The sequence below is a fragment of the Brucella sp. NBRC 12950 genome, from assembly GCF_030268145.1.
Lineage (GTDB): Bacteria > Pseudomonadota > Alphaproteobacteria > Rhizobiales > Rhizobiaceae > Brucella.
The window spans coordinates 215,028-229,692 of sequence record NZ_BSQC01000009.1 but is presented as its reverse complement, the minus strand read 5'-3'; the positions used below and the strand labels follow the sequence as shown (position 1 = coordinate 229,692).

Here is a 14,665-nt window from a genome sequence, read left to right as displayed (position 1 = left end):
ATCACTTAGTGAGCGCTCAAAAGAGCGCCGTCAGGCCAAGAGAAAATACCGGGAGCAGTCAATGTCTATGTTCGAAAAACTCCGCGCCATGCAAGCTGCAGGAAAGCCAGTCCGCGTCGGCATTATCGGTGCGGGGAAATTCGGTTCGATGTATCTTTCACAGGTAAACCGAACACCGGGCGTGCACCTGGTCGGCGTTTCCGACCTCAATCCGGCAAATGCCCGTCAGTCCCTGCGCCGTGTTGGTTGGAACGACGCGCAATTTTCGGCTGTCTCATTCGAAGACGCGCATAAAAACCGTTCGACCTTCGTAACGGAAAACGCCGCTGATTTGCTGGCAAGCCCATTCATTGATGTGGTCATTGATGCAACCGGGCATCCGGCCGCTGGCGTTCGCCATGTTCTTTTGGCATGCGAGCACAAAAAACACATCGTCATGGTCAATGTGGAAGCCGACGTTCTGGCGGGCCCCTTATTGGCGAAGAAAGCCGCGGAAGCTGGCATCATCTACTCCATGGCGGCAGGCGACCAGCCCTCATTGATAGCAGAATTGTGCGACTGGGCCCGTTGCACTGGCTTCGACGTCGTTTGCGCCGGCAAAGGTACAAAATATCTCCCGGTTTATCACAAATCGACACCCGATAGCGTTTGGGGTCATTACGGCTTCACACCAGAACAGGTGGCGGGCGGTGACTTCAATCCAAAAATGTTCAACTCCTTTCTCGACGGCACCAAATCGGCATTGGAAATGGCAGCTGTTGCCAACGGCTGCGATCTCTTACCGCCCGATGATGGCCTTCTGTTCCCAGCTTGCGGCGCGGATGATTTGCAAAGCGTCCTTCGTCCCGAAGAATATGGCGGCATACTCAAGCGTCGCGGTACGGTCGAAGTGGTTTCATCCATTGAACGTGATGGTCGACCGGTGTTTCGAGACCTGCGCTGGGGCGTCTATGTCGTTATCGAAGGAGAAACCCAATATGTCCGTGACTGTTTCAATCAATACGGACTTCTGACAGATTCCACTGGCCGTTTCGCCGCGACCTACAAGCCCTATCACCTTATCGGACTTGAGCTGGGCATTTCAATCGCATCGATTGCAACGCGACAAGAGCCAACAGGTCGCACCAAAGGCTGGAGCGCTGACGTTGTGGCAGTTGCCAAGCGAAAACTCTGCGCTGGCGAGATGCTCGATGGCGAAGGCGGCTATACCGTGTATGGCAAAGTGATCCCGGCCGCCACCTCCTCAAAACTCGATGCAGTTCCAATCGGCCTAGCCCACGGCATGAAGCTCAAACATGACATTGAGGATGGACGCACCATCAGTTGGTCAGATGTTGAATACAACGCGAACGACGTCACTATCGGCTTGCGTAAAGAAATGGAGCGGGAATTTTTAACCGCCAGCTGACGCCCAGTTGATCCAGCAATCAGCCGTAAAAATCTAATAGAAAGAGGGCGATATGGCCAATAAAGATACCGCTACAGCTCATGGGCAAAGCCTCGGTGTGAAACTTGAAAACGGTACGCGTGTAACCCACGGCACTGGCGCGAATGTTAAGGTTCCGCTGGCGGGTTTCCCGGTCACCATGCACGAGCTTTACACAGGGTATAATGAAGACGCGAAGCTCTCATTTGCGGGTCAGTTCGGTTTTATAGAATTTCATACTGACTGCCGTTTGCCGCGTCATGTGCACATGATCCGCAACGTGGAAACGGGCATGCTGGAAATGTTGCCTGAGCGCATTCTGGTGCTCAACGGCGTCGCGGTAACCGAACTTTGCGGTGAGTATTTCGTCGTTGCTCCCGGAACCCTCGTCGATATTCCCTCCGGCGTCCCTCACACCTGGAATGCATGCCCGGCAGGGATAAAACTACCTGATGGTACCGTCTCAGACGGCCACTTTACAATGGTTTATAACTATTCCGACGAGACTAGCTTCTTTCCGACCGAGCAGACCGCGCTCCTGACGCATGCCAACGAATACAGAGCTTACGAGGGGGAGCTTGAGGATATTCGTTTTCCTGTGATGTCGACTGAGGAGATTGCAAGCAAAGCCCGCTTGGTCTGGAACACAGAACTACAGCAGGGATTGGAACTGGCCTGACCGACATCTGCTGCGGGGTTCAAGAAACCTCAGCAGTATTTGCCCAATGGCGCTATGCGTTCGTATGAACGCGTGGCGCGAATGGGTATTCGGGGCAGGTTGAGCCATTTGACGATGAATTCACTTTGGGAGGATTGAATGAATTCGATAAAAAAAGAGGACCGCGGCATTATTGCTTCGATCTTCCGCACACTTGGTAAAATTCCTGGTTCAATGATGATTGTGCCGCTGTTCATGGGTGCAACAATCAATACGTTTTGGCCCGAACTTTTAGACGTTGGCAGCTTTACCACTGCACTCTTCCGGGACGGGACAGGCACTTTACTCGGCTTGTTTTTCTTCTGCATGGGGGCACAAATTGATTTTAGGCAAACGTCTGCGACCGTGCAAAAGGGGGTGGCAATCCTTTTAGGCAAGGCCTTCATCGGCGGAAGTATCGGCCTGCTTGTTGCATTCTACATGCCAGATGGCACGCTTTGGGGATTGACGCCGCTTGCCATTATTGCCGGCATGACGAACTCCAATTCCGCGCTATACGTGGCGCTCACCAAGCAATTCGGCAATGCGTCCGACCGCGGCGCGGTGTCGGTGATTTCGCTTAATGATGGGCCCTTTATCACGCTGTTGATCCTCGGGACCGCAGGGCTCGCCGCCTTCCCTCTTACGATGCTTGTAGGTTGCCTCTTGCCACTTATCATCGGTTTTATCGTTGGCAATAATTCGCCAAAAGCACGCGAATTCCTTGCTCCAGGCGAAATGTTGCTGATCCCATTCCTTGGTTTTGTTGTCGGACGCGGCATTGATTTCTCAATGCTGCTGCAGGCAGGCATGCAGGGAATTATTCTTGGTATCGGTACAGTCATTGCTTCGGGCTTGTTCGCCATGCTGTTCCTTCATGTCATGCACATCGTGACGCGCCGTCCTAAAGCGACCCGCAACCTGATATCGGGTGCCGCTGAATCGACGGTCGCCGGTAATGCCGTTGCCACGCCTGCAGCAGTCGCGCTGCTTGACCCAAGTTACAAAGCGATTGAGGCGATCTCCACATCACAAGTTGCCGCCGCAACCATCACCACAGCACTTCTCGTTCCATTTCTTGTTGTGTTTGTGGCTCGTTGGCAGCAATCCCGAGGCATTTCGCCTGCCGCAGAGGAGCGCTGGATCGACACTGGCAGCGCTGAAGAAGCACCGCTTTCGAAAACTCAGCAACAGGCAGCCTAGCGGCAATCGCTGCCACTTGGGGTGCGCAGCGGAGTGATCCGCCGTCCGTCATCTTATTTGCAAACAAACTATGACCATCTGAGGAGTAGACCATGACCGTTAACCCGTTCATCGGCCTTGATCGCACGTATCGGAACTATATCGATGGCGTGTTCGTTGATGCCACGACCGGCCTGATCGACGTCACCAATCCTTCAACCGGTGCGATCATTGCCCGCGTTCCCGATTCCAGTAAGGCAGATGTCGACCTTGCGGTGACAGCCGCACGGAAGGCTCAGCGAGACTGGGAACGGCTAGCAGCTATCGAACGCGCCGGATATTTGCGCCAGATTTCTGCAAAAGTTCGCGAGAACCGCGTCGCACTCGCGGACGTCCTTGTAAAGGAACAAGGGAAAGTACAGGGCCTCGCTCAAGTCGAGGTAGATTTCACTGCTGATTATCTCGATTACATGGCCGAATGGGCGCGGCGCATTGAAGGTGAAGTTTTAACCTCAGACCGACCGAACGAAACCATGCTTTTGCTGCGTAAGCCGGTGGGCGTAGTTGCTGGTATCCTGCCTTGGAATTTCCCTTTCTTTCTGATTGCGCGCAAACTCGCCCCCGCACTTGTCACAGGCAACACGATCGTCATTAAGCCAAGTGAAGAAACTCCCATCAACGCATTTATCTTCGCAGAGCTGGTCGCCCAAACAGATCTCCCAAAAGGCGTTTTCAACCTTATTGGCGGCGTAGGCCGCACAAGCGGCGAAGCGCTCGCCTCACATCCAGGCGTTGACCTCATCACGTTCACCGGCTCGGTAGGGACAGGTTCGCATATTATGCAATTGGCGGGCAAAAATCTGACCCGTGTCAATTTGGAGTTGGGTGGCAAAGCACCGGCGATCGTTCTCAAAGATGCTGATCTCGGCCTTGCTGCGAAGGCTATCTTTGATTCACGCGTTATCAATACAGGCCAGGTCTGCAACTGCGCTGAGCGTGTATATGTCGAGCGAGAGATCCATGACGCACTCGTTGCGAGACTGAAGGTTCTGTTTGAGGGAACTCGCTATGGTGACCCTTCCGTGGAAAATGATTTGCACATGGGGCCGTTGATAAATCAATCAGGCTTGGACAAGGTCGCAGATGCTGTAGAATTGGCCAAAAAGCAGGGTGCCATAGTTGTCACTGGAGGCAAAATTGCCGATCAAGTGAAAGGCTTCCATTACGAGCCGACTTTGATAATCGGCGCTTCCGCCGATATGGATATCATGCGCCGCGAGATCTTCGGACCTGTTCTGCCGATCCAGAGCGTAGAGAGCCTTGATGAAGCTATCGCATTGGCCAACGATTCGGATTATGGCCTCACCTCGTCGATTTACACTCGTGATCTCAACTCGGCCCTTAAAGCTGCACGTGAGCTGAAGTTTGGTGAAACCTACATCAATCGTGAAAACTTTGAAGCCATGCAGGGTTTCCACGCAGGGCGCCGAAAGTCCGGCATTGGCGGCGCCGACGGAAAACACGGTCTTTATGAATTCACCGAGACGCATGTCGTTTATATCAAGGGCGAATGATCTTTCATCTTGGCTCATTACCGGGCGCTGAATAAGCGCTCGGAATATCTTCCCATCTGCGTATCTATGCAGTATTCGCTAAGCTCCGGAGACTTGATGGGGGAAAGGAGAAGCGCCATGCGCCTCAATGATTGTCACAATTTCCATGATTTCCGAACGCTTGCGAAGAAGCGTCTGCCCAGTCCGATCTTCAATTATATTGACGGCGGCGCAGACGACGAAGTCACGTTGCGTCGTAACACCGGTGCATTCGAGAATTGCGACTTGGTTCCCAATATCCTGCGCGGCGTCGATGATATTGACCTCTCGGTGGAAGTCATGGGCATCAAATTGGATCTGCCCGTCTATTTATCGCCAACGGCGTTGCAACGCCTGTTTCACCATCAAGGAGAGCGGGCGACCGCTGCGGCAGCGGAAAAATTTGGCACGATGTTTGGTTGCTCCTCGCTCGGAACAGTTTCGATGGAGGAACTGGCGCGCAAACACCGCAACCCACAGGTTTATCAGTTCTACTTCCATAAGGACCGCGGCCTTAACAGAGCCATGATGCAGAAGGCCAAAGAAAGCGGTATCGAAGTGATGATGCTAACGGTCGACAGCATCACTGGCGGCAACCGCGAGCGCGATTTGCGTACAGGCTTTTCCATTCCCTTCCGCCTAACACTTGCTGGCATGCTTCAATTCGCAGTCAAACCGATGTGGGGATTGAACTATGTCGCCCATGAAAAATTCAGCTTGCCGCAACTTGATGCCCATATTGACATGAAGGGCGACACGCTGACAATCGGACGCTACTTCACCGAAATGTTGGAGCCCTCCATGAACTGGGACGATGTGGCCGGCATGGTCGAGGAATGGGGTGGAAAATTCTGCCTCAAGGGCGTCATGAGCGCAACGGACGCCCGAAACGCTGCCTCAATCGGCTGTAATGGCATTGTGCTTTCCAACCACGGTGGACGTCAGCTTGACGGATCACGCACGGGCTTTGACCAGCTTAGCGAAATCGTTCAGGCAGTCGGTGATCGTCTAGACGTTATGATAGATGGCGGCATCCAGCGTGGCACCCATGTTCTAAAGGCGCTGTCGCTTGGAGCAAAGGCCGTGGGACTTGGACGGTTCTATCTTTACGCTCTGGCAGCTGCAGGCCAACCAGGTATCGAACGTGCACTCGGCCAGTTGCAGGCGGAGCTTCTTCGCGACATGCGTTTGATGGGCGCGCGTAAAGTGTCTGATCTCACCCCTGACAATCTCCGGTTCCGCTGACTGTCTTCGCATTTCCCGGCTAACGTATCCATCACCGAACACTTGGAGTACAAATGCAATTTTCCGCCAATCTAGGCTTCTTGTGGAGCGATCTGCCACTTACCGAGGCGATCCGCCGAGCAAAAAAAGCTGGATTTGATGCCGTGGAATGCCATTGGCCCTACGACACGCCTTCCACCGAAGTGGCCGCAGCTCTTGTCGAAACAGGCCTTGAGATGCTCGGCCTCAATACCCGGCGTGGCGGTGAAGGCGAGAACGGGTTACTTGCCGTGCCTGGTCGTGAGCAAGAAGCACGTTTAGCGATTGATGAGGCGATTGACTACGCGGTCGCGACAGGCACCCAAGCGGTTCATGCCATGGCTGGAATAGCAAGTGGTCGCATTGCTCACACGACCTACCTCGAAAATCTCAGCTACGCCTGTTCCAAAGCAAAAAAACATAGCATTACGATCTTGATCGAGCCGCTCAATCCTCACGATGCACCGGGCTATTTCTTAAATACAGCGGCCCAGGCGGAGTCGATCATACGTGAACTCGGCCAACCAGAGCTACGCCTAATGTTTGACGTTTATCACCATCAAATCACAGCTGGTGATATCTGTCGAAGCTTCGATGCCTTGTTACCGATTATTGGCCATGTCCAGATCGCATCCGTGCCGATGAGAGCCCGTCCTGATTTGGGCGAAGTCGATTATCGTTTTGTATTGTCGCATTTGAAAGCACGTGGCTGGTCCCGGCCAGTGGGTGCGGAATATCGTGCCACTGGCCCAACGGAAGACTCGCTCGGCTGGCTATCAGATTTCCGAACCCTCTAGCTCGACTGTGAATTTATCCACACACCGCAGATCTACAATAGCTTGGCAAATGTATCTCAGGAGCGATGATACTACGATTGCTGCAACCCACCCATAGCAACCAGACAGTGAGAACTTTTCCTATGTGACCAATTGCTTGTTCGAAGGCGCTGACAAAGGCCAACTCTGAGAAGGTACTTCATAAGGAAATTTCTCAGCCGTGCTTCGACCAGCAAACTGCGCTTCTGCATGGCAAGCGACCACCCAAGAAAGCACATCTGAAAAGACAAATGTGCCACCATTGCCCACTGAAAATGCCACTTCAAAACAGTGATAAAAGGGCAATAGGTTCCGGTGCCGCCCGCTATCGAGGTTCAAACGCTTTCAGTCGTGGGAAAGAGAATAGCTTTATACCCACACCTTGGGGATTAACTTCAATGGCGGCCGAAAGAATTTTGCTTAAAGTCGACTTCCCCATTATACCCGTAGCGTGCAGATATCCGCTGGAAATCTTCTTTTGAGAATCCAGACCAGGAATAGTTCCGGACATTTTTTCCCGTTTTTCGGTCCTGGACATAAAATGAAAGGCCTGCGGACTTTTCGGGGAAATTGACGACCTTATGAAGGGCGGGAACCCACTTATAGCGCGTTAAAGGAAAATCCTTCCTTCCGCCCAAAAGTGTACGCACACGAAATCCAGTATCGTAAAACTGATACTGCAGAACGAAGAAATAATCTCTACGCACGAGCAAAAAAACGATGAGCCCCAGCACAATTGTCGATAAATAAAACAGCGGTGATGAGACATTCCTATCGATCGTAAATCGGTAGGCGTAGTTGAAAACGAGTGATAACAGTCCGACTGCAATGACAATCTGTCCGAGCTGGGTGGCAATCCACTTGACCGGGTGCGTAACAGAAATATTCTCAACGCCACCTTTGATTGAACCCGGCATCATCAAGCTTCCCTTTGATTTTATTTGGAATATGCCATCCTTCGAGCAGTCCATCGCATAGAATTAACATGCGAGTTTCTCTTCTCCGGTAACAGAAGCAACTATTCTTCACAATACATATTGTTTGTATCAGTTGGTTTTCATCAGCTTCAGACGTCTCGGATTAAGGTCTCCGATTTGCCGTGAGACAAAACGAGAATTAATTTGGGACATTTCCGTCTTGAGCACAGCTCCTTCCCCAGGTTATTAAGAAGGTGCGGGGGCCGGCGATGAAGTCGGCGTCTGAAAAGATGCCACCGGTCAATAACCGGCTTCATCGCCGCCAATTTATCCAGTCTTTCATGACCGAAATTTACTTTCTTCTATAATCCTAATTCTATTAGTTTGATATTCGTATTAACAAGCACTTTTTCAACTTCTTTATACCTTGCGTGTCGGGCGGCCACACAGGTAGTGGCTGCCCGAAATGCGCGAAGATGCTTCCAAATTATTTATGGGTCAAACGAATACTTGGTGTTGTTCGACATACTTCTTACGAGCCTGATAGAGGATCCACGGCTCCATACGCTGGAGTTTGAAGCCATGGCACTACGCTGTGCTCGGAAAAATAGCCGGGTACACTGATTACAAGGTGCAACGTGCAACCTGCCAAGTCTGGGAAACATATGCTTGCAAGCATTGAAAACATAGCATTCTATCTGTTTCATGCTGCCGAATTAACATCCCACAACTTAGTGGGCCTAAAGTGCCCTTGTTTATTGGCCGAAGCGGACCACCGGCGAAACAAGGTGGTTAAGTGTTCCCGATAGAGACTTCATTTGGGCGATTTGCGGAAGTCGAACTTTGCTCGACAGCTTGCCTGTCTTCACGGTAGCGATGGTTTAAGAGCGCGAAGTAACGCAAGAAGCGCGGCTTTTAATTCAGCGACATCATCTTGTTGTGCACGTAATGCAATCTCGTTCATTGCACCATTGAGCAAGACGGACAGTCCCATGGAACTGCTCGAGAAGCAGATCGCGCCTTCATTAATCGCCTCCTCAACGCCAATTCTCAGCAGATCAAAGGAAAGTTCGCGATCAAGCGATTCCCACCGCTCGCGCCCTAGCACTCCGGGCGCATCAACAACGAGGATACTGCGATTTTGTGGCTGGGCCATGAAGTCGATCCACGCAATTGCCCCTTGCTCCAAAGACTCGAATGCGTTGCCTGAATCCTTGGTTGCCTCCTGGATGCCCTCTGCTGCCTCGGCAGCGAGCACCCGGCAAACAGCTTCGAACAAGTCGGCCTTGTCGCGATAGTGATGGTAAAGCGCGCCACGTGTTACACCGGCTTCGGCAATGATTGCATCGGTGCTGGTCTGAGCATAGCCGTTGCGTGCGAATAATGTCCGAGCCGCTGCAACCAACCGCCCTTTGGTTTGGATTGTACGAAGCTCGTTCCTTGTCATAACCCTAACCTTCAGCTGTATTGACAGTTGGACAGATTATTTCTAGTGTGCGTAAAACATACCGATAGTCTGTTTGTTTAATTATAGCAAGGAGCTGTTATGCGATTTCTGGATCGATACCCCATCATTGTTACTCCGAAAAAGGACGCGGCTCGCGACTTTTGGGTAAAACATCTCGGATTTAGTGTGACTTTCGACAGCCATTGGTTCTGCCTGCTTGCTGCGGAGGACGCTACGGCCTCAATCGCATTCATGACGCCCGATCATCCTTCGTCGCCTCCGGGCTCAGATAGCTTTGCGGGAACTGGCATGTGTTTGGAACTCGAGGTTGCGGACGCAAAAGCGGCTTATGACGAGTTGACAGAAAGGGGGCTCCCTATCAGTTACCCAATCACCGAGGAACCATTCGGGCAACGCCGCTTTGGTTTTGAAGATCCATCTGGTTTATGGGTGGATATCGTTGAACAGATCGCACCGCAAACAGGGTTTTGGGACAAGTACATGGTGTGATCTGTTTCAAAAGTTCCGTCAATGATGACACGTTCGCATTCAGGCTTTGCACGATTGGAACATAATCAACGCTCAAAGGTCGGCTCTACTTACGGTCTTCAATTGACAGCATGGCCCTGCAGTTGCGTGCAATTTCCGCCAAAACAGTGATGTGAGAACTGAAATCGGATTGCAAGAGCCTGGTCATTGCTTTCTTTATGGATCAGGCTCTCGGTCTCTTGTCTTGTTAGGATAGATGTCAGCCGTGATAGTTGCGGCGTTTGCGTTGAAGCTCAGGTGCAATTTCGACGATGCTCGGATTCTCTTCGGGCAAGATGAGGTAAAGCAATTCCCGGATGTTTTTGCTTCCTCTGGATTTATCTTTACTAAATCCGAAAATCAGACAAGCGACCTCGCTATGATAGAATGCAGATCGACTAACGAATGCGATCGACGATAGCCTGCGATGGTCAAAACTCACTTCCGTTCGTGCGGTATATCCTGCTCTATCCCAAATAACTACCTCGGGTTCGTCTCCACAGATAAAAGAAAGTCCTTCAATAATATTTCCCGGACGCACAATAACCTTATCGACACTGAAAATATTTCCCTCCTTCGCTTTTGGCACAGCGATTATTTTTGGGTCCACAATATTGTCTTTCATCGGTGGCAACCCAGTGGTGTCTGCACGTTGCTCGGTCGGCGCACCGTTCTCCCACTGAAGCGGCCCCATTGCGTGCGGGTAATGAATATTGAAATTTGTCGGGATATTTAACCGTAGATCCCAAAGGTGAAATCCGATCTCGATTTCGGTCATATTCGCTAAAGGTCTTGAGTAAGTGATCCCCACATAACCGCCATCATCGGCGGTGCCGTAAGCGATACTGTAGATATCCTGAAACATTTCCGGAGGGATTATGGTTTTGGCTTCTGGATGTGTGAAGGGGCTCATATAACTCAGTATTATTCTGAAATCATCGACCTTTTCAGTAGTATAGGCTCTAGCTTCCGCCATATAGTTGTAGTGAAGAATGCCATGTTTTCCGGCTGGAGGTGCTTTTAATTCGGAGCTTCTTAGATATTCATCCACCGAAGCGCTCATGTAGTGGTCGTATTCAATAAATCGCTTTTCGAACTGCTGCCTAAAGCTAACCATGTCTTTTGCGGGCCATTCCCAAGCCGCACTGTTGAGAATGCACGTTCTCATCAGGGCCCCGTGCATATTAGAAACCATCCCGAAAAACGGTAGAAGCAGGACTTTGAAGTTGTCGTTCTGCAGGATCGACAGAAGATGCGCATGGTGGTCGTCGAGAATCTGAAACTTCACGCGAATTGTCTCTGGCGAAGCGTTCTTGATGGCTTCAGTGAAGTCTCTGAATGACTGGCCAAGGGCCGTTACTTCGGCCTGCATGGTGTTGAAGGTGAGTTCATCGATCTTTTGATCGACGTGTTTCTCTATTTCCTCGATCGCCCGGCGCCATACATCTTCGCGTTTTCGTTGGTGGGATGGGAAGAACAATTCCAACAGTCCCCCGATGACGGTACCCAGAACCGGTACAAATTCATCTGCGACGGACATACCGATTTCAATAATATATTTTGCATCTTCAAACGGGTCTGCACCCGAAACTTCGTAGTCCCAATTTAATTTATTGATACCATTATACATAAATATGATCCTGATAGTTTAATTTATTACAAAAAGACATTATGGCACGTGATAATAAATAGAATAATAGCTATAAATTGCTTGTTAAAGGCGGTTAACTCAAAAAGAAATATTTAGTATTTTAAGTAGAGACCTTCACCTTATTTTTCGCTAACCTTTATTTGCGGTATAAGGGATCAATCTGCGGTCGGCAGATTAATCGCGAACTTCCCAGCGATACTCTGCTTGGAGTTCTGCTTCTCAGAGGGTTCACGGCCTTATCAAGGCGTGCTGGTCCTAAAATATAGCAAGCCTGTTCATTCAGTACCGTCATTGGTGCTGCTTTCAGAGGTTTAGTTGCAATCTAAGACAGACATACCTAGGCGAGCGATGATTGAGTGGCGGCCTTTGGCACGTGGCATGTGCTGCGCTTTATGACAATCCTTCACCATCAACGGTAAACGCGGAGCATTGTCTCGACTAAGGTATTGTGCCGCGCGTCGAGGGTTTAGCGACAACAGAACAGCCAAACGGCCAATCTTGTCCAGTCTTACCTCGTTAGAGCGCCGCAGAAATCTCCGGCTCTTAAAATCCCTCATACCGTCCCCTGCCCTCCGTACAATTTACTTGGTTTTTTGCACATACACCTTCGCGCAGCGTGATAGCGCATTACGAACCAGCCTGATTTGGGATCTGATCTGCGATCCAGAAACCTTCATCATAAAAAACGGATCTGAAGTTCATCTATTTGAAGGGGTGGCTGTTTGGCATATGCGTTACTCGTATTGACTAACTCCTGGCATAAACAGTGCGGAAAGTGAAAAAGCCCCGCCTCCTGCCTTTTGCGTTAGCGTACGAAGATAACCGCCTGGCGAACGGATTTCGGCTGCGCGTTGCAATATCCAAGCGATCGAAGCTGATACCCCGTCCCTTCCTAACACCTGTATTGCGTCGCGGTAGGCGTGATCGCTGATGCCGAAAAACGAAGCAACAACTCTGGCTGCATCGAACAAATCACGCCAAGAGCTAATTCCTTTGGTGGCATAAGCTCTGATATCGGGACAGCACCGGAGGACCAAGTCCAGTGGAACGCTTAATCTCGTCTGAACGTGGACCTCACTGCTTGGTTTCGCAAGAGGACTGGGGTCTTCTTTCAAATCGTTCAAATTTATATTTTTAGATTCTAAAAGGGATTCTGGTAGGGATTCATTATGCTGCCGCTCAATTTGGGCTGCGTCGACGCTCAATTGTCTTGTTTTATCTATATCTTTCATGTGGTTAGACAATTCGCGTAGAATTGCTTCAAGTTCTGCTTTGATTGTGCCGAGGCGGTCGTGCGATGCGCGACGTGGAATTGCGTCGACAATGCTTCGAAAGCGCAGGAAAATTGCACTGAGCGACGCTGGTTGGTCCAAGGCATTATCGATTGGAAACTGTGCAGCAATTTCTCGCCTTAGGACCGAGACTTCGTCGCGCAAGCGCTTGAGTGCCTTAGCAGCTGCCGCAATTCTTGCAGCAGTCTTCGCGATATCGGCAGCACGTGCCAAGAGTGGAGACAAAGAAAAGCCAAAGGCAAGCTCAATGTCGCCTTCGTTGTCCTTGTGTGCGTAGCGCTTGCGGGTTGGGCTGTCTTTGCGTTCAATAATACCGCTATTGATGAGGGCCGAGAGATGGCGACGAAGGGTGGATTCGGCCATTCCATGAGCACGCAGACTAAGCTGACGATTGGATGGGAACACCACAAGCCCGTTCTTTTCGTTGAGGTCGTCGCCGGGTAAAAACGACAGCAACGAGCTCAGGACAGCCAGACATCTATCGTTTAAGCCGAATTCGGATTTTGCGACGCAGAGCTGCTTGTAAATAATCCATCGGTTGACAGTGCTGGACTGTTGGCCTTGGGAGCAAGACTTAGAATTTTGGGCAAGATAAGGCGTTCGTCCGCGGGTGGCGGACGTTAACGATTCCATAACGTGCATGTCCTCTACCTTTCAAAAAGGCAAAAGAAAGTTGCCCGCCAAAAATGACGCCAAAATGCTTGACACTGTTTCGTGGAAATGCGATTCTCGTACTTGCTAAGGTTTGAGAGAGGCTTCCATGACGGCGACGTTATCGGGGGCCTTTTTCTTTTTGCGGTTAATCTCCAGTTTTTATTTCGTCAGATGTCCGGTATTCGTCATAAAGACGATCCAGATGGTTTGATATCCATTCACCAAATCCGGCTGCGTTTGTGCTGGCCAGTTCGATTGCTACTTTTTTCGGCTTCCGGCTCATCGTGAAATGGACGCGGTTATCCATTGAGTTCCATGATTTTTCTGCTGGCTGGCTTTTGGCGGAGGCTAGCTCCTTGTCCTGCAAGGCGCTGCGTTTCAGAGATTCCGTGACATATTGGAAACGCTGCTCGCTGCTTGATCCGATAAAGTTGTCCGCGGACAACTCTGCCAGGAATTTAGCGGCCTGACCGTCTTTGAGCTGTTCTCCGAGTTCTTGCCAGCGTCTACGTCCCACTTCTTGAGCAGCTCCGATCGCTTCAATCAGTGGATGGCCGATCATGCGTACGATTGAAAGCATTTTGGAGATTGCGGCTTTATCGACCCCAAGGGCCGACATTGCAATGTCGCGATCAAAGCCTTGATCTTCCAACCGTGCCGCGAACATGGCGCGTTCGATGAATGATAGATTGGCGCGAGCATTATTTTCCTGGCCTTGATTGACGACAAGTTGTTCATCGGTCAGTGCACGAACGACAGCGCGAACTTTAATCCCAAGTTCACGCGCTGCAGCCAACCTTCGATGCCCAAAAGCAACCTGAAACCGTTCTGGCTTTTCGGGATGTGGGCGAACGAGTATCGGAACAAGCTGGCCATTATCACGGATTTGCGAAACGAGTTCGGCCAGATGGTCGGGATCAATGCTTAAGCGATCCGATACAAATGAACTGTCGATCAGCTCCGGATCGAGTTCGACGATCACTTGTCCCTCGGCGAGCTGCTTTTCAAGAATGTCGACGCGCTCGACCTTCTGCGTGATATTTCCCAGAGACTTCGAGATACCGCCAACGCCCCCTGCCCGGGCCGCCGGAACAAAACCTGCTAACGGACGTGATTGGGTAATGTCGCTGCTTGGACCAATGTTGACGGTTTCGTCAACAATTCGGGAAACTTCGATAAGGTTCTTTCGCGCCATCGCCTA

General features: G+C 50.8%; 12 protein-coding genes. 7 read left to right on the top strand and 5 right to left on the bottom strand.

Features of this window, described 5'->3' with window-relative positions; all coding sequences use genetic code 11:
- The first annotated feature begins 61 nt into the window (after nt 1-61).
- The 6 genes from QSJ70_RS16615 (at nt 62) to QSJ70_RS16590 (ending at nt 6,957) form a co-directional block, all read left to right on the top strand.
- Nucleotides 62-1,408 carry an NAD(P)H-dependent oxidoreductase gene (locus QSJ70_RS16615; protein WP_285537964.1) on the top strand — a complete coding sequence of 449 codons (1,347 nt, stop codon included), beginning with the start codon at nt 62-64 and terminating at the stop codon, nt 1,406-1,408.
- Nucleotides 1,409-1,460: 52 nt separating this feature from the next.
- Entirely contained in the window at nt 1,461-2,105 is a 645-nt protein-coding gene (locus QSJ70_RS16610; RefSeq protein ID WP_285537963.1) for a hypothetical protein, read from the top strand.
- A gap of 138 nt (nt 2,106-2,243) precedes the next feature.
- Nucleotides 2,244-3,326 carry a 2-keto-3-deoxygluconate permease gene (locus QSJ70_RS16605; protein ID WP_285537962.1) on the top strand — a complete coding sequence of 361 codons (1,083 nt, stop codon included), beginning with the start codon at nt 2,244-2,246 and terminating at the stop codon, nt 3,324-3,326.
- 92 nt (nt 3,327-3,418) lie between these two features.
- Nucleotides 3,419-4,879, top strand: coding sequence for an aldehyde dehydrogenase (gene aldA / locus QSJ70_RS16600; protein ID WP_285537960.1), 1,461 nt, complete (start codon nt 3,419-3,421; stop codon nt 4,877-4,879).
- A gap of 117 nt (nt 4,880-4,996) precedes the next feature.
- A complete protein-coding gene (locus tag QSJ70_RS16595; RefSeq protein ID WP_285537958.1) occupies nt 4,997-6,142 on the top strand; it encodes an alpha-hydroxy acid oxidase in 1,146 nt (381 codons plus the stop codon).
- Between the two features lie 53 nt (nt 6,143-6,195).
- On the top strand, nt 6,196-6,957 hold the full coding sequence (locus QSJ70_RS16590; protein WP_285537956.1) for a hydroxypyruvate isomerase family protein: 762 nt from the start codon (nt 6,196-6,198) through the stop codon (nt 6,955-6,957).
- Nucleotides 6,958-7,370: 413 nt separating this feature from the next.
- On the opposite strand, the gene QSJ70_RS16585 is transcribed toward QSJ70_RS16590, so the two are convergent.
- Nucleotides 7,371-7,895: a hypothetical protein gene (locus QSJ70_RS16585; protein ID WP_285537955.1), complete on the bottom strand. Its 525-nt coding sequence runs from the start codon at nt 7,893-7,895 to the stop codon at nt 7,371-7,373.
- 862 nt (nt 7,896-8,757) lie between these two features.
- Entirely contained in the window at nt 8,758-9,339 is a 582-nt protein-coding gene (locus QSJ70_RS16580; protein WP_285537954.1) for a TetR/AcrR family transcriptional regulator, read from the bottom strand.
- A gap of 99 nt (nt 9,340-9,438) precedes the next feature.
- Between QSJ70_RS16580 and QSJ70_RS16575 the strand changes: the two genes are divergently transcribed.
- Complete coding sequence (locus tag QSJ70_RS16575) at nt 9,439-9,849, top strand: VOC family protein (protein ID WP_215779784.1); 411 nt, start codon at nt 9,439-9,441, stop codon at nt 9,847-9,849.
- A 238-nt stretch (nt 9,850-10,087) separates the two neighbouring features.
- On the opposite strand, the gene QSJ70_RS16570 is transcribed toward QSJ70_RS16575, so the two are convergent.
- The 3 genes from QSJ70_RS16570 to repB all read right to left on the bottom strand — a co-directional run bounded on the left by QSJ70_RS16570 (nt 10,088) and on the right by repB (nt 14,659).
- Nucleotides 10,088-11,497, bottom strand: a complete 1,410-nt coding sequence (locus QSJ70_RS16570) for an insecticidal delta-endotoxin domain-containing protein (protein WP_285537950.1) — start codon at nt 11,495-11,497, stop codon at nt 10,088-10,090.
- Nucleotides 11,498-12,252: 755 nt separating this feature from the next.
- Nucleotides 12,253-13,443, bottom strand: coding sequence for a plasmid replication protein RepC (repC, locus tag QSJ70_RS16565; protein ID WP_285537948.1), 1,191 nt, complete (start codon nt 13,441-13,443; stop codon nt 12,253-12,255).
- 166 nt (nt 13,444-13,609) lie between these two features.
- Nucleotides 13,610-14,659, bottom strand: coding sequence for a plasmid partitioning protein RepB (gene repB, locus QSJ70_RS16560; protein ID WP_285537946.1), 1,050 nt, complete (start codon nt 14,657-14,659; stop codon nt 13,610-13,612).
- Between the last annotated feature and the right edge of the window lie 6 nt (nt 14,660-14,665).